Origin of the sequence: Shinella sp. (genome assembly GCF_035998705.1) — a bacterium.
GTDB lineage: Bacteria > Pseudomonadota > Alphaproteobacteria > Rhizobiales > Rhizobiaceae > Shinella.
Genome location: NZ_DASYHH010000001.1, coordinates 1 through 19,035 on the forward strand (window position 1 = coordinate 1; position 19,035 = coordinate 19,035).

18 protein-coding genes are annotated in these 19,035 nt (G+C 62.3%); 6 read left to right on the forward strand and 12 right to left on the reverse strand.

Annotation, left to right across the window (positions count from 1 at the left end):
- The 4 genes from VGN93_RS31260 to VGN93_RS00015 all read right to left on the reverse strand — a co-directional run.
- Positions 1-63, reverse strand: a 63-nt coding sequence (locus VGN93_RS31260; protein WP_414713963.1) for a biotin carboxylase N-terminal domain-containing protein, incomplete at its 3' end; no start/stop codon positions are given.
- Between the two features lie 10 nt (positions 64-73).
- Positions 74-535 (reverse strand): acetyl-CoA carboxylase biotin carboxyl carrier protein, encoded by a 462-nt coding sequence (gene accB / locus VGN93_RS00005; RefSeq protein WP_327505836.1) that lies wholly within the window; start codon positions 533-535, stop codon positions 74-76.
- Positions 536-556: 21 nt separating this feature from the next.
- Positions 557-994, reverse strand: a complete 438-nt coding sequence (gene aroQ / locus VGN93_RS00010; protein WP_327505837.1) for a type II 3-dehydroquinate dehydratase — start codon at positions 992-994, stop codon at positions 557-559.
- A gap of 152 nt (positions 995-1,146) precedes the next feature.
- Positions 1,147-1,905 carry a DsbA family protein gene (locus tag VGN93_RS00015; RefSeq protein WP_327505838.1) on the reverse strand — a complete coding sequence of 253 codons (759 nt, stop codon included), beginning with the start codon at positions 1,903-1,905 and terminating at the stop codon, positions 1,147-1,149.
- A gap of 205 nt (positions 1,906-2,110) precedes the next feature.
- Between VGN93_RS00015 and VGN93_RS00020 the strand changes: the two genes are divergently transcribed.
- Complete coding sequence (locus tag VGN93_RS00020; RefSeq protein WP_327505839.1) at positions 2,111-3,250, forward strand: pyridoxal phosphate-dependent aminotransferase; 1,140 nt, start codon at positions 2,111-2,113, stop codon at positions 3,248-3,250.
- A 75-nt stretch (positions 3,251-3,325) separates the two neighbouring features.
- On the opposite strand, the gene VGN93_RS00025 is transcribed toward VGN93_RS00020, so the two are convergent.
- Positions 3,326-4,087 (reverse strand): SDR family oxidoreductase, encoded by a 762-nt coding sequence (locus VGN93_RS00025; RefSeq protein WP_327505840.1) that lies wholly within the window; start codon positions 4,085-4,087, stop codon positions 3,326-3,328.
- Positions 4,088-4,220: 133 nt separating this feature from the next.
- Positions 4,221-7,085 (reverse strand): ribonuclease E/G, encoded by a 2,865-nt coding sequence (locus VGN93_RS00030; protein ID WP_327505841.1) that lies wholly within the window; start codon positions 7,083-7,085, stop codon positions 4,221-4,223.
- Positions 7,086-7,720: 635 nt separating this feature from the next.
- Here VGN93_RS00030 and VGN93_RS00035 point away from each other — a divergent pair.
- The 3 genes from VGN93_RS00035 to prfB all read left to right on the forward strand — a co-directional run bounded on the left by VGN93_RS00035 (position 7,721) and on the right by prfB (position 12,902).
- Positions 7,721-8,962: an N-acetylmuramoyl-L-alanine amidase gene (locus VGN93_RS00035; protein WP_327505847.1), complete on the forward strand. Its 1,242-nt coding sequence runs from the start codon at positions 7,721-7,723 to the stop codon at positions 8,960-8,962.
- 258 nt (positions 8,963-9,220) lie between these two features.
- Entirely contained in the window at positions 9,221-11,668 is a 2,448-nt protein-coding gene (locus VGN93_RS00040; RefSeq protein ID WP_319312168.1) for a penicillin-binding protein 1A, read from the forward strand.
- Positions 11,669-11,770: 102 nt separating this feature from the next.
- A protein-coding gene (prfB, locus tag VGN93_RS00045; RefSeq protein ID WP_319312170.1) for a peptide chain release factor 2 occupies positions 11,771-12,902 on the forward strand; the annotation gives its coding sequence in 2 pieces (ribosomal slippage) (positions 11,771-11,839 and positions 11,841-12,902; 1,131 coding nt in all).
- Between the two features lie 45 nt (positions 12,903-12,947).
- Here prfB and VGN93_RS00050 read toward each other — a convergent pair.
- From VGN93_RS00050 to VGN93_RS00065, 4 genes are all read right to left on the reverse strand, one after another.
- Positions 12,948-13,451: a hypothetical protein gene (locus tag VGN93_RS00050; RefSeq protein ID WP_327505842.1), complete on the reverse strand. Its 504-nt coding sequence runs from the start codon at positions 13,449-13,451 to the stop codon at positions 12,948-12,950.
- 34 nt (positions 13,452-13,485) lie between these two features.
- On the reverse strand, positions 13,486-14,259 hold the full coding sequence (locus tag VGN93_RS00055; protein WP_319312174.1) for an NAD kinase: 774 nt from the start codon (positions 14,257-14,259) through the stop codon (positions 13,486-13,488).
- 125 nt (positions 14,260-14,384) lie between these two features.
- Positions 14,385-14,579 carry a hypothetical protein gene (locus tag VGN93_RS00060; protein ID WP_319312176.1) on the reverse strand — a complete coding sequence of 65 codons (195 nt, stop codon included), beginning with the start codon at positions 14,577-14,579 and terminating at the stop codon, positions 14,385-14,387.
- Positions 14,580-14,665: 86 nt separating this feature from the next.
- Complete coding sequence (locus VGN93_RS00065; RefSeq protein WP_327505843.1) at positions 14,666-15,370, reverse strand: CatB-related O-acetyltransferase; 705 nt, start codon at positions 15,368-15,370, stop codon at positions 14,666-14,668.
- A 175-nt stretch (positions 15,371-15,545) separates the two neighbouring features.
- Between VGN93_RS00065 and VGN93_RS00070 the strand changes: the two genes are divergently transcribed.
- On the forward strand, positions 15,546-15,962 hold the full coding sequence (locus tag VGN93_RS00070; protein ID WP_327505844.1) for a hypothetical protein: 417 nt from the start codon (positions 15,546-15,548) through the stop codon (positions 15,960-15,962).
- A complete protein-coding gene (locus VGN93_RS00075) occupies positions 15,946-17,205 on the forward strand; it encodes a relaxase/mobilization nuclease domain-containing protein (protein ID WP_327505845.1) in 1,260 nt (419 codons plus the stop codon). Before VGN93_RS00070 ends, VGN93_RS00075 begins: the two co-directional genes overlap by 17 nt.
- Before the next feature lie 75 nt (positions 17,206-17,280).
- Here the strand turns inward: VGN93_RS00075 and VGN93_RS00080 are convergent, their stop codons facing one another.
- On the reverse strand, positions 17,281-18,165 hold the full coding sequence (locus VGN93_RS00080; protein WP_327505846.1) for a M10 family metallopeptidase C-terminal domain-containing protein: 885 nt from the start codon (positions 18,163-18,165) through the stop codon (positions 17,281-17,283).
- A gap of 130 nt (positions 18,166-18,295) precedes the next feature.
- Positions 18,296-19,035 (reverse strand): M10 family metallopeptidase C-terminal domain-containing protein (locus VGN93_RS00085; protein ID WP_414713961.1); only part of this gene is annotated, 740 nt, incomplete at its 5' end.

Below are 19,035 nucleotides of genomic sequence, written 5' to 3' on the forward strand. Positions count from 1 at the left end.
GCAGGCCCGAAGGACCCGGAGCGCGATCTCGCCGCGGTTGGCGATGAGGACTTTGGAGATCATCTGGGCCACCTTATTCGATGACGATCAGCGGTTCGCCATATTCGACCGGGCTCGAATCCTGCACGAGGATTTCAGTGACCTTGCCCGAGCGTGGCGCCGGGATTTGGTTCATCGTCTTCATGGCTTCGATGATGAGGATGGTCTGGCCTTCTTTCACCGTCGCGCCGACCTCGATGAAGGGGCGGGCGCCCGGTGCGGGCGAGAGATAGGCCGTTCCGACCATCGGGGCCATGACGGCGTTCTTGTTGTTGCGCGCATCGACGACGACCGGTGCGGCTGCCGCTGCGGCCGGGGCGGCATAGGCGGCCGGGGCTGCGACCGGCGCCTGGACATAGTGCGGGGTGCCGGCACGCGAGACGCGGACGCGCAGGTCGTCCTGCTCCACTTCGATCTCGGTCAGGTCCGTCTCGTTGAGGATGTTGGCGAGATCGCGGATCAGAGCCTGATCGATGCCGGTTTTCTTGTCAGCCATGAAAGGAGCCTCTGGTTTTTCTTATGTCGTGATGGACGAAAGCGCATGAAGCGCGAGGATGTAGCTGTGCGCGCCGAAACCGCAGATGACGCCCCTCACAGCGGGCGCGATCATCGATTTGTGCCGAAAGTCTTCGCGGGCATGCACATTCGAAAGGTGCAACTCGACCACCGGGATCTTGATGGCGCGGATGGCGTCATGCAGCGCGATCGAGGTGTGGGTATAGGCACCGGCATTGATGGCGATACCGGCGGCCGTGTCGCCGGCCTCATGAATCCAGTCGACCAGGTCACCTTCGTGATTGGACTGGCGGAAATCCACGGCAAAGCCAAGCTTCTCGCCCTCGGCCTTGCAGAGCGCCTCGATATCGGCGAGCGTCTGGCCGCCATAGATACCGGGCTCGCGCTTGCCGAGTGCGTTCAGGTTGGGGCCGTTGAGCACAAAAAGGGGTGAAGCCATTCGCAATTCCGCATGCTGGATAGAGGACTACCTATAGACCGGCGGTTCCCGCAGGGAAAGCCCCAAGGGCAGGGGCTTTCCCGGTCAAAAGGCGCGATGTCCACAAGCAGCACAGGCTGAACAGGATGAGAGTGGCAAGACGATGGCGCTTGTCAGCAGCTCGCCTTGCCGCAGGCGCGTACATTGGCGATCTTTTCGCGCAGATCGTCTGCACCGACCGCGCCGAAGATCATCTCCTGGCCAAGCACATAGGAGGGCGTGCCGGTGATGCCGAGGTCGTTTGCCAGCGAATAGGCTTCGCGCACGGCATCGTCATGCGGCTTGTCTGCCATCGTCTTGCGGATGTCCGCCTCCGAAAGCCCCATGCCGGCGGCAAGCGCGATGGCGCTTTCCTCCGTCGCCCGGCCTTCGCCGCCAAGCAGCGTGCGGTGGAATTCGCCGTACTTTTCCGGCGAAAGATCGCGCACGGCGGCGCTCACCTTGTGAGCGGCCAGCGAATCGGGGCCGAGAATCGGCAGTTCCTTCAGCACGAAGCGGACGTTCTTGTCCTCCTTCAGGATCGCGTCCATGTCGGAGAGGGCGCGCTTGCAGTAGCCGCAGTTGTAGTCGAAGAATTCGACGATCGTGACGTCGCCCTTCGGATTGCCGAGCGCGATGTCATAGGGCGAGGAGAAGATCGCCTTCTCGTTATCGGTGATCGCGCTCTGCGCCTTCGCCTGCTGCTGGGCCTCCTGCTTCTTCTGCAGGGCCTCCTGCACTTCGACCAGGATTTCCGGGTTCTCGACGAGATATTCCTTGATGAATTCGCCGATCTCCTTCTTCTGCGCATCGTCGAGGGCGAGCGCGGGAAGGGGGGCTGCGACCGTAAGGGCGAGAGCGACGGTGGCCGCAAGCTTCGTCTTGAATGTCATGTCTGTGCTGTCCTCGTCGTGATGCGCCGATGAGTGCCATTGGCGGCACCCGCGCGTCAATGCGGACGTGGGTGCTTTCAACGACCTTATGGCCGGCAATGTGCAAACGATAGGGCAAAAGCGGCAGATTTTCGGCCCTCGCGGGATTGTGAATATGGGCGCGTTGCGGCACACAGGCACGATCTCAGAAGCGGAAGGCAGGCTCATGAAACTCTCGTCGCGCGGCGCCGTCGAACCCTTCCACGCCATGGACGTGCTCGCCGAGGCGACGAAGCGGCGCGCGAGCGGCCGCCCCGTGATCTCCATGGCCGTCGGCCAGCCGGTGCATCCGGCGCCGGAAGCCGCGCGCGAAGCGGCCCGCCGCGCGCTCGATGTCGGGCGCATCGGCTATACGGATGCGCTCGGCCTGCTGTCGCTCCGCCGCGCCATTTCGAATTTCTATAAAAGCCGTCACGGTGTTTCCGTCGACCCGGGCCGAATCGCCATCACCACAGGCTCCTCGGCCGGCTTCAACCTGGCCTTCCTCGCGCTCTTCGATGCCGGCGACCGCGTCGCCATCGCGCGCCCCGGTTATCCGGCCTATCGCAACATCCTGGCGGCGCTCGGTATCGAGACGGTGGAGATCGAGGTCGATGCGGACAACGGCTTCACGCTGACGCCCGAAGCTCTGGAGGCCCATGGCCGCATCGACGGCGTGCTGCTGGCAAGCCCGGCAAACCCGACCGGCACGGTGACCGGCCGCGCCAATCTGGCGGCACTCTCCGCCTATTGCCGCGACAGCGGCATCGCCTTCATCTCGGACGAGATCTATCACGGCCTCACCTTCGTCGGCGAAGAAGCGACGGCGCTGGAATTCGGCGACGAGGCGGTGATCATCAACTCGTTTTCGAAATATTATTGCATGACCGGCTGGCGCATCGGCTGGATGGTGCTGCCGGAAGCGCTGGTGCGCCCGGTCGAACGCATCGCGCAGAGTCTTTATATCTCCGCGCCGGAACTGTCGCAGATCGCGGCTGAGGCCGCACTCGGCGCCGAGGCGGAGCTGAACGTCTATCGCGACGCCTACCGGGTGAACCGCGACTTCCTGGTCAGGCGCCTGCCGGAACTCGGCTTCTCCATCGCCTCGCCGATGGACGGCGCTTTCTACGCCTATGTCGATGTTAGCCGCTTCACCAATGACAGCATGGCGTTTGCCCGCCGCATGCTGGCCGAAACCGATGTCGCGGCGACGCCCGGCATCGACTTCGACCCGAAGGATGGCCAGCACACGATGCGCTTCTCCTATGCCGGCTCCTTCGAGGAGATGAACGAGGCGGTCGACCGCCTCGCGCGCTGGCTGGCCTGATCGCGGAAAGCGATTCCGTTTCAGGCGCTTACGGCGGCAAGCGGAATCGATCCCGCAGGCAGGTGAATCACTGTCTCAGACCCGGTTGATCGAAACGCCGCCATCGACCAGCATGGCTGTTCCGGTGGTGAAGCTGGACGCGTCCGAGCAGAGGAAAAGCGCGGCCTGCGCGATCTCCTCCGGGGCCGCGATGCGCTTGAAGGCATTGAGCCCGGCGATGAACTGGCGTGCCTCCGGTGTATTCGCCACCTCCCGCCCCATCGGCGTGTCCGTGGCGCCCGGCAGCAGCGCATTCACCCGAATACCCTTGGTGCCGTATTCGGAGGCGAGCACCTGCACGAGGCCGATCAGGCCCGACTTCGACGCCGCATAGGCCGCAAGCCCCGGAAAGCCCGCCGTGTAGCCGACGAAAGTGGAGGTGAAGACGATGACACCGCCGCGCGCTTCCATGGCCGGCAGCTGGTATTTGGCGGCGAGGAAGCCGCTGGTCAGGTTGACGCCGAGCACGTTTTGCCAGTCCGCGAGGGCGAGATCGGGCAGCGCCCCGACCGGCCCGGTGGTGCCGGCATTGTTGAAGGCGATGTCGAGGCCACCGAATTCATTCTGCGCCGCATCGACCAGCGCCCGGTGATGCGCTTCCTCGCTGACGTCGCCGGCAACGGTGACGACGGCGCCGCCGCCCGAGCGGATCTCGTCGGCAACCGCGTCCAGCCGATCGCGCCCGCGGGCGGAAAGCACGAGCCTCGCGCCCTGCTCGGCGAAAAGCAGCGCCGCGGCGCGGCCGATGCCGGAGCTTGCGCCGGTGATGATGGCGACCTTGTCGGTAAGACGGGTCATGGGTTTCTCCCTTGCTGGTTTCTGACGACCGCGGGTGTCGCAGAAGGGCAGGCAAGGAACCACCCGATTCAAGCGGGCAAGAAAAAGGCCCGGACAATGCCGGGCCTTCGGATTTCTCAAGGAAGCGAGCTTCTTAGAAGAAGCCGCGGCGCTGCCACCAGCCGCCCTTCTTGGGCTTTTCCGGGTCGTCGTCCGGCGCGCTTTCCTTGGCCGTCGAAGACTTGACCACCGGCTGCGAGGCGATCTTCGAGAGGTCGCGGTTGGCGCGCACGGGCCTGGCCGGCTCTTCGAGATCGGCCGCGGCCCCCTCGACTTCCGGTTCCACCGGCGTCACGTCCTCTTCCACCACCGCCGCGACGGTCGCAGCTACGGGCTGGGCCTCGATTTCGCTGCGGGCAGCTTCGTCGGTGACGGCTTCCTCGACGGCCTTCGCACGGCTGCGACGGGCACGCTTCGGCTTGGCAGGTAGCTCTTCGGCAACGGCCTCGGCCGGTGCTTCCTCGGCAACCACTGCGACTTCGGCAACGTCCGTTTCGACGCGCGTCACCTCATCGGCTTCGTCCGCATCGGCGTCGTCACCATCCTCGCTAGCTTCGGCACCGGCTTCGACCGAACCGTCCTCGGGACGGTTGCGGCGGCCGCCGCGCTTGCCGCGACGGCGGCGCTTGCGGCGCTGCTCGGAAGTTTCGCCGGCCTGGGCGTCAACATCGGTTGCATCCGCAGCCTCGTCGCCCTCGGCCTCGTCGTCCTCAAGCTCGTCTTCGTCGCCGGCCTGTTCGCCACCGAAGGAAGCGGTATCGGGGCCGTCGCCATTCTCACGGCGACCACGACGGCGGCGGCGGCGCTTGCGCTTGCGGCCATCATCGGCAGACGACGCGGTCGGGGCAGAGGCCTGCGCGGCAGCGGCCGGGCGTGCTTCTTCCTCGTCTTCCTCGTCGATCTCCTCCTCGATCACGACGTCATCGTCTTCCGGCTCGGGCTCGAAATGCAGGATCTGCTCGATCTTGACCGGATTCTCGACGGCTTCGCCGCGGTCGATCGCAAAATGCTGCGCGCCGACATGGGCATCCGCCTCGATGATGATCTGCACGCCGAAGCGGTTTTCATAATCGATGATCGTGCCGCGCTTGTGGTTGAGCAGGTAGAGCGCGATGTCCGGCGTCGTGCGCACGGAGATGTTGTGCGTGGTGTTCTTGAGGAGATATTCCTCGATGCCGCGCAGCACATGCAGCGCGACCGACGACTGCGAGCGGATGTGGCCCGTGCCGTTGCAATGCGGGCAGACCTGCATGGTCGATTCGAGAACGGATGCACGGATGCGCTGGCGCGACATTTCGAGCAGGCCGAAATGCGAGATGCGGCCGACCTGGATGCGTGCGCGGTCGTTCTTGAGGTGGTCCTTCAGGCGCTTCTCGACGGAGCGGTTGTTGCGCTTCTCCTCCATGTCGATGAAGTCGATGACGACGAGGCCGGCAAGGTCGCGCAGGCGAAGCTGGCGCGCCACTTCTTCGGCGGCCTCCAGGTTCGTCTGGAGCGCGGTGTCCTCGATGGAGTGTTCGCGCGTCGAGCGGCCGGAGTTGACGTCGATCGAGACGAGCGCCTCGGTCTGGTTGATGATGATGTAGCCACCGGACTTCAGCGTCACCTGCGGCTGCAGCATACGGTCGAGCTGCGCTTCGATGCCCGAGCGCGAGAAGATCGGATGCACGTCGCGGTAAGGCTGGACGACCTTCGCATGGCTCGGCATCAGCATCTTCATGAAGCCCTTGGCTTCCTTGTAGCCTTCCTCGCCGGCAACGACGATCTCGCTGATGTCCTTGTTGTAAAGGTCGCGGATCGAGCGCTTGATGAGCGAGCCTTCCTCGTAGACGAGGCAGGGGGCCGTGGAGGCGAGCGTCAGCGTGCGCACGTTCTCCCACAGGCGCATCAGGTATTCGAAGTCGCGCTTGACCTCGACCTTGGTGCGGTTGGCGCCGGCGGTGCGCAGGATGACGCCCATGCCCTGCGGAACTTCCAGGCTGCGGGCGATTTCCTTCAGGCGCTTGCGGTCCTGGAGGGCGGTGATCTTGCGGGAAATGCCGCCGCCGCGCGCCGTGTTCGGCATGAGAACCGAGTAGCGGCCGGCAAGCGACAGATAGGTGGTGAGAGCAGCGCCCTTGTTGCCGCGCTCTTCCTTGGCGACCTGCACGAGCAGGATCTGCCGGCGCTTGATGACTTCCTGGATGCGGTACTGCTTGCGCGGCTTGCGCTGCACGCGGTCCGGAACCTCTTCCATCGCGTCTTCGGCGCCGACGGATTCGATGACTTCCTTTTCCTCGCCGGAATGATCGTCATCATCGTCGTCGTCATCGCGACGGCGACGGCCGCGCTTGCGCTCGGACGGCTCGGAGATTTCGTCGGCATCGACGGCCATGGCCATCGCGCCGCCGGGCGTCTCGTCGTCGCTGCCTTCCGCGGGGGCGGCGGCCTCTTCGGCTGCCGGCGCATCCTCGGTCTTTGCCTTGGCCTTGCGCGTGCGGCGCGGCTTCTTCGGCTTTTCGGCCGGGGCTTCTTCCGCAAGATCGGCGGCTGCTTCGACCACCTCGGCCTCGGCTGTAACCTCGACCGGCGCTGCCTCAACGACAGCCTCGGTTTCAGCGGCGTCCGTTTCCGAATCGTCGGAAAGGTCGGTTCCGGTTTCGACCTGTTCGATATCGTCGTCGCGACGGTGCTCTTCCGCCTCGGCCCTGAGCAGGGCCTGGCGATCGGCGAGCGGGATCTGGTAATAATCCGGGTGGATTTCGGCGAAGGCCAGGAAGCCGTGGCGGTTGCCGCCGTAGTCGACGAAGGCCGCCTGCAACGACGGCTCGACGCGCGTGACCTTGGCGAGGTAGATATTGCCGCGGATCTGTTTCTTGTGTTCGGATTCGAAGTCGAATTCTTCTATGCGGTTTCCGCGTACGACAACGACGCGCGTCTCCTCAGCGTGAGACGCGTCGATAAGCATTTTCTCTGCCATGTAAGTTGTGCTCCTCGGCGCATGCGCGCTCCTGTCGGCGAACCGTTCCCTGAAAGGGAGGTGCCGGGAGAGGAGAGGGCTGCGCCGAATATGTAAGTTCCCGTCAGGCTCCGGTGAGGGGTTAGCGGACGGAGGGAGGTCGGTACGCGAGCGTCCCGGTGCCTGTTACCCTCTGAGATAATCCGCTGTGACAACATCAACGTCCAACGAGAATGCCAGTGCCATAGACCTTTGAAAGGTCCGATGAAATTGCCCTTGGGTAAGAGCGTTTGGTGGAAATCCACCTTGACTGTTCCGGCCACCGCCGGTTTACGCGATCTAATCGGCCGGGAAAAAGTGGGATGACGGCGGATGAAGGCCCGGTTCGGCGCCAAGTCCCGAAGGAGTGGCTGCCTGCTCAAGGCGATTCTATCCCGTCTGATCTTTTTCCCTGATCTTGCTTTTATGGCGGATATGTCACAATGGCAAGGGAAAAGCCAAAAGCGTCATAATCTTGATGGATTTGCGGTGATCGTGGCCCCTTCGTCCGCCGGTCTCCCGGCGCGCCAAGCTTTCGTTAACCATAAGAGGGCATCTATGGGCCTTGTCCTGCACCGCATCGCGCGGTCTCCACGCGTTTGAGGGCTGTCCGGGTGATGCTACGCGTCCTGACTGAACATTCGTTTCGCACCTTCGCCGGCTTGATCGCCGCGCTTATCTGTGTGGCGATCGTCACGCCGGCGCTTGCCGCGTCCGCCTCGGCCGCGCCGCTGCTCGCCTTTGCCGCGCGCATTGCCGGCGACGACGCGCGCACCCGCCTGGTCATCGATTTCGATCGCAAGCCGGAATTCAAGGTCCACTACGTCGCCAACCCCTACCGCGTGCTGATCGACCTGCCGGAAACCGACTTCGGCATCAAGACGGAGGAACTGGAGGCGCGCGGCATCTTTTCCGATATTCGCTACGGCACCATGGCCGCCGGTCGCTCGCGCATCGTGCTGACCGCCTCGCGGCCGATCGGCGTCGTGCTCGCCGAAGTGCAGGAAGAGCAGGGGGCGACAAGCTACCGCCTGGTCGTCGACACCGCGATCGTCACCGACCAGGTCTTCCAGGCGAATATGGAAAAGCAGAGCTGGCAGGAGGCCTCCGCAACCACGACCGGCGAGCAGGCACCCGTCATGCTGCCCGGCAGCAGGGCGGAAGGCCCGTTCGTGATCGCGGTCGACGCCGGCCATGGCGGCATCGACAACGGCGCGCGCGGCGGCGTCACCAAGACGGAGGAGAAGCATGTCACGCTCGCCTTCGCGCGCGAGCTCGCCGGGGCGCTGAACAAGCTGCCGGGCACGCGTGCCATCCTGACGCGCGACAAGGACGAGTTCCTCTCGCTCTCGCAGCGCGTGCAGCTTGCCCGCAACGAGGGCGCAAACCTGCTCATCTCCATCCATGCCGATACGCTGCGGCAGAAGGATATTCGCGGCGCGACGGTCTACACGATTTCCGACAAGGCCTCCGACAGCCTCGCCGCCAGCCTCGCCGAGCGCGAAAACCTCTCCGACCAGATCGCCGGCATCTCCTTCGTCGACGAGCCGGCCGAGGTCGCCGATATCCTGCTCGACCTGACGCGGCGCGAGACGCAGGCCTTTTCCATCAATCTCGCCCAGAGCATCGTCGGCAATTTCAAGAACGAGGTGCTGCTGATCAACAATCCGCACCGCCATGCCGGCTTTCGCGTGCTGACCGCGCCGGACGTGCCGTCGATCCTGCTGGAACTCGGCTTCATGTCGAACAAGGACGACGAAAAGCTGCTGGTCGATCCGGCCTGGCAGAAGAAGGTCGCGGGCCTCGTCGCCAAGGCCGTGGACGAGTACCGCTCGACCGTCGTCGCCAACGGCGGTTAAGCTTTTCACGCGATGCCGGAAGCGCGCGGGCGGGGAACGTGTTAGGGTCGCTGTGCCGGAAAAGTGACAGCGGTCGCCATTGTGCGGTGGCGAAGCCGGGATGCATGCTGTAAGCCCTATTTTCCTCACATTCCGATCGCTAGACGGGAGCGAGAAAATGGGGGCGACTCGTCTTTGACTGGAAGACTGGGCGGCGCAAGGCCGGGCAGCGGGTCTGCCCGATGAAATTATAAGACATAAGGCATCGGTAACTGGCTCATGATCAGACTGATTGGATATTTCTTCGGGATTGGCGCCGTCTTCTTCCTCGGCCTGGCGGCCGTGGTCGCGCTCTATCTCGGAAGTGTCACCAAGGATCTCCCAGATTATGAGGTGTTGAACAGCTATGCGCCGCCGGTGACGACGCGCATGCATGCCGGCAACGGCGCGCTGATGGCCGAATATGCCCGCGAACGCCGCCTCTACCTGCCGATCCAGGCGATCCCGGACCGGGTGAAGGCCGCCTTCCTCTCCGCCGAAGACAAGAATTTCTACCAGCATCCCGGCGTCGACGTGACGGGCCTGTTCCGCGCCATCGTGGTCAACGTGCAGAACATGGGCTCGGGCCGCCGCCCGGTCGGTGCCTCGACGATCACCCAGCAGGTCGCGAAGAACTTCCTGCTCTCCTCCGACCAGACCATCGACCGCAAGGTCAAGGAAGCGATCCTCTCCTTCCGTATCGAGCAGGCCTATTCGAAGGACCGCATCCTCGAACTGTACCTGAACGAGATCTTCTTCGGTTTGAATTCCTACGGCATTGCCGGCGCCGCACTCACCTATTTCGACAAGTCCGTTACCGAACTCACCATCGCCGAGACCGCCTATCTCGCGGCTCTGCCGAAGGGCCCGTCGAACTACCATCCCTTCCGCCGCGCGGAGGCTGCCATCGAGCGCCGCAACTGGGTCATCGACCGCATGGTCGAGAACGGCTACGTCACGCAGAGCGACGGCGCGGACGCGAAAGCCCAGCCGCTCGGCGTCACGCCGCGCCACCGTGGTTCCTATCTCTTCGCCTCGGAATATTTCTCCGAAGAGGTCCGCCGCCAGATCATCGAGCGCTATGGCGACAATGCGCTGTACGAAGGTGGTCTCTCGGTGCGCACCTCGCTCGATCCGCGCATCCAGGTCGCGGCCCGCAAGGCCCTGCAGCATGGCCTGCTGACCTATGACGAACGCCGCGGCTTCCACGGCCCGGTCAAGACGATCGAGATCGGCGGGGATTGGGGCATCGAGCTTGCCAAGGTGGATGCCCTTGGCGACGTGCCGGAATGGAAGCTCGCCGTCGTGCTCTCCGTGGACGAGACCGGCGCCGATATCGGCCTCCAGCCGAGCAAGGAAGCCTCCGGCAAGGTCGTCGAGGAGCGCGTGACCGGCCGCATCGAGGCGGAAAACATGAAATGGGCCTATCGCTCGGCCAAGGGCGACCGCAAGACGGCGAAATCGCCGTCCGGCGTCTTCACGGTCGGTGATGTCGTCTATGTCGAGCCGTTGGAGGCCGGCGGCTATCGCCTGCGCCAGCCGCCGAAGGCGCAGGGCGGCCTCGTCGCCATGGACCCGCATACCGGCCGCGTTCTCGCCATGGTCGGCGGCTTCTCCTACGCCCAGTCGGAATTCAACCGCGCGACGCAGGCGATGCGCCAGCCGGGCTCGTCCTTCAAGCCCTTCGTCTACGCGGCAGCGCTCGACAACGGCTATACGCCCGCATCCGTCATCATGGACGCGCCGATCGAGATCGTCGCCGGCGGGCAGGTCTGGCGCCCGCAGAACTACGGCGGCGGCTCGGCCGGCCCCTCGACGCTGCGCCTCGGCATCGAGCGCTCGCGCAACCTGATGACCGTGCGGCTTGCCAACGACATGGGCATGAACCTGGTTGCCGAATATGCCGAGCGTTTCGGCATCTACGACAAGATGTATCCGGTGCTCTCCATGTCGCTCGGCTCCGGCGAGACGACCGTGCTGCGCATGGTTTCGGCCTATTCGGTGCTCGCCAACGGCGGCAAGCAGATCAAGCCCTCGCTGATCGACCGCATCCAGGACCGCTACGGCAAGACGATCTTCCGCCACGAAGAGCGCAGCTGCGAGAACTGCAACGCCAACGACTGGGAAAAGCAGGAAGAGCCGACGCTGGTCGACAACCGCGAGCAGGTGCTCGACCCGATGACGGCCTACCAGATCACCTCGATGATGGAAGGCGTCGTCACGCGCGGCACCGCCGCCGGCAAGATCAAGCTCGATCGCCCGACGGCCGGCAAGACCGGCACGACCAACGACGAAAAGGACGCCTGGTTCGTCGGCTACACGCCGGACCTCGTCGCCGGCCTCTATATCGGCTTCGACAATCCGGCCCCGCTCGGCCGTGGTGCCACCGGCGGCTCGCTCTCGGCGCCGATCTTCAACGAGTTCATGCAGGCGGCTCTCGAAGGCACCCGCCCGACGAAGTTTATCGTGCCGGAAGGCATGCAGTTCATCGCGGTCAACCGCAAGACCGGTATGCAGGCCTCCGAAGGCCAGCCGGACACGATCATGGAAGCCTTCAAGCCCGGCACGGGCCCGGCCGACGTCTTCTCGGTCATCGGCGGCGAGGAATTCGCCAGCCCCGAGGAAATCCTGAAGAACTCGCCGCAGGCCAACCAGGCCGTGACCGGCGGCAGCGGCGGCCTGTTCTGATCCACGGACGATCCATTTGCGAGGGCGGGCGCGGGGCTTTACATCCGCGCCCGCCCTCTCTATTTCACGGCCACCGAATTGGCATCGAAGAAGAAGGCGGACATGCGCGCGGAAATCGAGAACGTCGTCGACGAAATCAAGCAGGCCATAAGCCTGCTGAGGAGGCATCTTTGACTGGGATCAGGCGGTAAGACGACTGGACTGGTTGAACAACAAGGCAGAGGACCCCAACCTCTGGAACGATGCCCAGGAGGCCCAGAAGCTGATGCGCGAGCGCCAGCAGCTGGACGAGGGCATAAATGGCGTCAAGGCCATCGAGCAGCAGCTTAAGGACAACATCGAGCTCATCGAGCTCGGTGAGGAAGAGGGCGACGCGGCGATCGTCAAGGACGCCGAGGATACGCTCAAGGCTGTGCGCAACGAGGCCGCGCGCAAGCAGGTCGAGGCCATGCTCTCCGGCGAGGCCGACGGCAACGACACCTATCTCGAAGTGCATTCCGGCGCCGGCGGCACGGAAAGCCAGGATTGGGCGAACATGCTGTTGCGCATGTATACCCGCTGGGCCGAGCGTTCGGGCTACAAGGTCGAGCTGCTGGAAGTGCATGACGGCGAAGAGGCGGGCATCAAGTCCGCGACGCTTCTCGTCAAGGGCCACAATGCCTATGGCTGGCTGAAGACCGAATCGGGCGTGCACCGCCTGGTCCGCATCTCGCCCTATGACAGCAATGCGCGCCGTCACACCTCGTTCTCGTCGATCTGGGTCTATCCGGTCATCGACGACTCGATCGTCATCGAGATCAACGAGAGCGACTGCCGCATCGACACCTATCGCTCGTCGGGCGCCGGCGGCCAGCACGTCAACACGACCGATTCGGCCGTGCGCATCACGCATATCCCGACCGGCATCGTCGTCGCCTGCCAGCAGGAACGCTCACAGCACAAGAACCGCGCCAAGGCCTGGGACATGCTGCGCGCCCGCATGTACGAAGCGGAGCTGAAGAAGCGCGAAGAGGCCGCCAACGCCGAAGCGGCCTCCAAGTCGGATATCGGCTGGGGCCACCAGATCCGCTCCTACGTCCTCCAGCCTTATCAGCTGGTCAAGGACATGCGCACCGGCGTCGAAAGCACGGCCCCATCGGACGTGCTCGACGGCGAACTCAACGAGTTCATGGAAGCAGCCCTTGCCCACCGGGTGAACGGCGGCGCCGACGCCGTCGTCGACGACCTGAATTAAGCACTTCAGAAAATGAAATCGGAACGGGCGCTTCGGCGCCCGTTTTCAGTTGGTCGCCCGCTCGATCTTGATCTCGCCGAGATCGTCGATCAGCACGGTCCAGCTTTCCGGCTCCGCGGCCTTCGGGTCGGTCTTCAGGTAGACCGTGGCGAACAGCCCCGGCTGGGTGGTGATTCCCGAGGAATTTTCCGGCCGTATGTCGGTCACATAGGGTTTCATCGCCGAAAACTCGTCCAGCACCGTCGACGACGCGATCTTCGGGCCGCTGGAAGTGGCCTCGATCTGCTGGAGATGGACCTCGGCCGTGCCGTCCGGCTGGCGCATAGCGATCAGCTTGTAATAACCGCGGCGCATCTCGGCCGGCTTGGTCGCCCCGGCCGTTTCCTGCTTGGCGGTGGCCTCTTCTCCCTCTTCGACCGGTTCTTCCCAGAAACCGGTGCTGACGACGAAGGTGATGGTTTCCGCGACCGGCGGTTCGCCTTCGGCCCAGGCGGGCGCTCCGGCGAGAAAGACGAGGGCGAGGGCGGCGGCAAGTACGTGCCGGGTCATGGCAAAACTCCTGTCCCGAAGCTGGGTGACAGTGTCAATAATCGAACTGTTCGGCGAGAATCCGGTCGGACCAGGAATGATCCGGATCGGACAGGATATGCGCGGAAAGGCCGGCCGATTCGGCGATGCGCACCGAGGTCACGGATTTCACCTCGGTATTGTCGGCCACCGCATTGACCGGCCGCTTCTCCGCCTCCAGCACCTGGATCTCCACCGTCACCTTGTTCGGCAGCAGCGCGCCGCGCCAGCGGCGGGGCCGGAAGGGGCTGACGGGGGTGAGCGCCAGCAGCGGCGCCTCCAGCGGCAGGATGGGGCCATGGGCGGAAAGGTTGTAGGCCGTCGAGCCGGCTGGCGTCGCCAGCAGCAGGCCATCGCAGATCAATTCCTCCAGCCGCACCCGCCCGTCGACGCTGACGCGCAGCTTCGCCGCCTGGTAGGACTGGCGGAACAGGTAGACCTCGTTGATCGCCAGCGCCCGGCGCTCGAGGCCGCTCGCATCGTTGGTGATCATCTCCAGCGGCCGGAAGGCGTTTTCCGCAGCACCCTCGATACGGTCCAGCAGGTCCTTCGGGTCGTAGCGGTTCATCAGGAAGCCGATGGAGCCGCGGTTCATGCCATAGACCCGCTTGCCGGTGTTCATCGTCGTATGCAGCGTCTGCAGCATGAAACCATCGCCGCCGAGCGCCACGATGACGTCCGACTCTTCCGGATCGGCGTTGCCATAGATCGACACCAGCTCATCGCGCGCTTCCTGCGCTTCGGGCGCCTGCGAGGCGACGAAGGAGAGGGAATTGAAAGTACGCGCCATGCCGCCGATCCGCATCTTTTAGAGTAGCCTTGAGCGCGTGAGGCGCACAGGGCCGGTCTTTGTCGCATGCCTTTACGGCATGCGCATCTGAAAAATATGACAGTGTCGTCGTAATGGGCGTGGCCTCAGGCCTTGGGTGACGCGGCCCGCGCTTCCATCGCCTTGAGCGTGGCCTGGCCGGCGGCGGCCGCCAGCATCGGATTGGCGAACGGACCCTTGACCGGATAGGTGACGCCGCGGAAGGTGAGCGTGAAGAAGTACTTTCCGTCGATGCGCTTTTCGACCGTCACCTTCGAAACCGCCTGCCTGCCTGCCGCCACGTCCGTTCCTCCGCAAAATGCTTCCGCGCCGCTATTCGGTGTTCTGTCGCCTTGCGACAGATGTGTTGCTTGAAGCCGGTTTCGACCTAGGGGTAGATCGGCTGCACCGGCTCGCTTGCGTCATCCTTAAAAAGAAGCGTGTGCGGACTCAACCGGCAAAGTGCTCCGTTGGCTTTGAGAGTTTCCATCTTGTCCAGAAATCTTTGCACATGCTCGCGTTCGGCGTCGGCCAGGCCGCATCGGCTTAAATCATAGAGCCACCATTCCAGGGCCGACAACCGGTTCACCGTTTCCTCGTCAAACCTGGAACGGATCCGCTTTGCTGCAACGCCTCCGACGATCTCGTAGGGGGCGACATCCCTTGTTACCACGGCGCCCGCGCCGACGATGGCACCATGCCCGATGGACAGACCCCTTTTGATGATGGAGTTCGCCCCGATCCAGACGTCATGCCCAACGACGGTCCGCGGGAGCTTTCCATTGTTGAGCCTGGGACCGCCGACGATCCTGTTGAATTCGGCGGATTCGCCGAAGGGCCCTTTGTTCGCAAATGCGATCAGATGGGTGGTGAAACGGTCGGTGGGATGGCTCGTCGGGCTGATTTGCACGCCGGTGGCGATGGAGCAGTATCGGCCGATATCCGTGTTCGAAACGGCAGACCCTGCGCCGACATAGCTGAACGCCCCGAGGGAGCACTTGCCTTTGAAACGGCAATTGGCCGAAGTGGCCGGCGATTCCACCACCAGATGGAGCGCTTTTTGCTGCTGAATTTTTATAAAATAGTCATCCAAGTGGCGAAGATCTCAAGAGAAGAATTTCAGGATAGCGCCACGGCGAAACAAAATGGTGCGCCCCAGCGGCGACACCCTGAACCAAATCTTTAGCGAATTAGCCGATTGGGAGCAAATTCTAAAAGATACGTCGCTGGCCCGCCGCCCTGCGCCGCCCTCATTGTGAGGTGCGGCCATGGACGATTTTCCGAAACTTGGCGGCAAGAGGCGTAAAAGCCGCCCCGAGGCGAAGAACTTTACCCTGCGGCTGACGGATGACGAAAAGCGCCTGCTGATTGAGCGGGCGGGCGATGTGCCGCTCGGCATCTATATCCGTAGCCTGATCCTCGGCGCGGATGTCCGGCAAAAGCGCCGTTCGGCCCCGCTCAAAGACGATACGGCGCTGGCGCGGGTACTGGCCGTGCTCGGCCAGTCGCGCCTGTCGAGCAATCTCAATCAGCTTGCCAAGGCGGTGCATATCGGCGCGCTGCCGGTCACGCCGGAAACGGAAAGCGAGATTGTTGCGGCCTGCGCCGCCGTGTCGGCCATGCGGGGCGATCTGTTGGCCGCGCTCGGCCTGCCGGAAGGGGGGGCGCATGATCCTGAACGGTAGCCAGCGCGGCGGGCATGGCGATCTTGCCCGCCACCTCATGAAGCCCGAAAACGAGCATGTGGAAATCCACGAGATACGGGGCTTCATCTCTGAAACCGTCGCGGGCGCGTTCAAGGAAGCGCATGCCATTTCTCGCGGCACGAAATGTACCCAGTTCCTCTATTCACTGTCCCTAAGCCCGCCAGCGGCGGAAAATGTGCCGGTGAAGGTCTTCGAAGATGCCATCGACGCCATCGAACATAAGCTCGGCCTGTCCGGCCAGCCCCGCGTCATTGTCTTCCATGAGAAACAGGGGCGGCGGCATGCGCATTGCGTCTGGTCACGGATCGACGCGGACACCATGACGGCGGTTAACCTGCCGCATACCAAGCTGAAACTGCGCGACGTATCCCGCCAGCTTTTTGTCCAACACAGATGGCAAATGCCGGACGGTCTGGTCGATGCGTCAATGCGCAATCCGCTAAACTTCGACCGGAAAGAGTGGTTTCAAGCGAAACGCACGAAACAAGACCCGCGCGACATCAAGGGACTGTTTCAACAATGCTGGTCTGCCGCCGACTCCGGCAAGGCGTTCACGCATGCCATGGAAGAGCGCGGCTATTATCTCGCGCGCGGGGATCGCCGCGCCGTGGTCGCGCTCGATGTTCATGGCGAGATTTATGCCGTAGCGCGGTGGGTGAACGTCAAGACCAATGATGTGGTCGCCCGCATGGGCGATGTCTCCGCCCTTCCGTCCGTGGAAGAGGCACAAGCCAAAATCGCCGGGCTGGTGCGCGACAAGCTGACCGGCTTTATTGATTCCGCCGCGTCGGACTTTGCGCAGGCGGCGCAGGGTGTCGAGGCCAAGCGGCGCGCCATGGCCGACCGTCACCGTGCGGATAGACGGGCGCTACAGGCGGCGCAGGATGACCGATGGATAAAAGAAGCGGTAGAGCGCGGCACCCGCTTCCGGCGCGGCCTTCGCGGCCTGTGGGATCGCCTGACGGGCCAAGCCGCCAAGCTGCACGATCAGAACGAGCGGGAAACCAAGCATGCCGCCGAGCGGGACGCACGGGAAAAGCAGACCCTCATCGAGCGCCAGCTTGACGAACGCCGCCGCTTACAGCGGGAAATCGACCATACGCGGAGGCTGCACACCAAGGATATGGCGTTGCTATATCGTCAATCATCCGGCCCGAAATTGGCGCAGGATGGGGAAAGACCGCGCCAGAAGCTTAGGCAGAGGTCAGGACCAAACATGTGATGGGATCAAGGCAACCTTAATGCATTAGCCGCCGCGGAGAAATTTTATATATAATTCCGCATGGGCTATCGCACGTCAGAGCAAAAGGAGATCATCTGTGAACGTAATATGACCCTTGAATCGGATAAAGAAATCACTCTTCCCGTCGCCGTTTGTATCGCCCATCAGCAGGGTTTCTGATCCGCTCTTTTCGTAACGGAGTTCGCCGGCTTCTTTCGTGAATTTATGTTTCCCGATAAAATCGAAGTCTTGAACGCCCTTGCTCGTCGTGTCTGCATCCCATTTTTGCAGATCGATCTTATCACCCTGCTTTGCGTTAAAGTCTGTAATCAAGTCAGCCTTCTTCTTGGTGTTCCCGCTATCTCCCTTCCGGAAGATGAAAACATCGGCATCTTTGCCCCCGCTTATCACGTCCGCGCCTTTTCCCGCAGTGATGTAATCGACCGCTTTAGTCCCCTTGATGACCCGGTTCCCGGAAGAACCATTGATAACATTCGCAAAAGTAAAATCTAACTGAACGAATGTTGATTTATCAAACGTCCCCCAATGCCAATCGATCAGCACCGTATTCCCATCGTCATATATTTTTATGTCAGACTCATCCAGAAAGCTCATGTTAGTATTCAGCTTAAAGCCGATAATGGGAGGTAGATTGTTATCTACGTCACTAAAAGCGGGGCCGTTCCACAAATAGTATTTGAATAGGCCGATGTCGTAGAATTTTATGCTCAGGCTTTTCCCACCAAAGTCCATACTGAATATGCCGGTGGTCTGCTCCCAATTGGACGGATTTTTATTGGGGCTGAGCGTATCAAAATTTGTCAGTTCAAGACCCTGACCGACTAATTTGCGGCCCCAACCCGGATATTGGTCACCCCATTGGTGAAATGAATCGGTGAAATTTCCTCGCAGCCCATTGAACCAGTAATTGATGTTGATCCATTTGTTGTCGAACGACATGTTCGTGCTCCGCGATTATCCATGATAAAGGGGATAGCGGATAATTCTTGCGCGAAAGTTACGTATGCAATCACAGATAGCGGAAGATTCTTGTATGTGAGCGGAAGTTATGCGTGCTCGGCTGTCACTCCTATAGGATGAAGTCGGTAGCTTTCAGCGTGAGACTTGCATCGATGAGGATCGAAAAGTCCGCTTTTTTGTCGCCGTTTACGTCGGCGAATATGATGGTATCGCCGCCCTTCTTGATGTAGCGCAGCTCTCCCGCATCACCTGAAAATGCCTTCGTTCCGATAAACTCAAAGGTTTGGTTGCCTTTGGTCGCCGTATCCGCATCGATGGCTTTAAGATCGACCTTGTCGCCTTGCTTGCTGGAAAAGTCCTTGATCGTGTCTCGCCCCGACGTTGCGACCGTGGAGTCTTTTATCGACTTGAATATGAAGACGTCCTTGCCCGCTCCGCCATGGAGTTCGTCACGGCCCGCGCCACCATAGAGCTTGTCGTTCCCAGCACCGCCTTTGAGAATATCGTTGCCGCCTTGGCCGGAAATCTGGTCGTTCCCCGCGCCACCGTCAAAGATGTTCTTTCCGTTGGTTCCAAGAATGCGATCGTTTTCCGTGACGGACGGTTTCATAATCCGATCGAGGGGGATTTTTTCGTCGGGACCGAAAAATCCGAACGTCAGCGGTTTCTCACTGGTAATAGAATTTACGAAGGAATTGTATTTCCCGGCGGTGGATAAGGTTGGAATGGTGTTCCCCGATATCTGCATGGTGAACTGCTGATCGCCGAGATCGATAACAAGGATGTTCGCCACGCCTTTCGTCCCGTTTCCATCCCGCCACGAGATTTGCGTTATATCAGCGTCGAGCT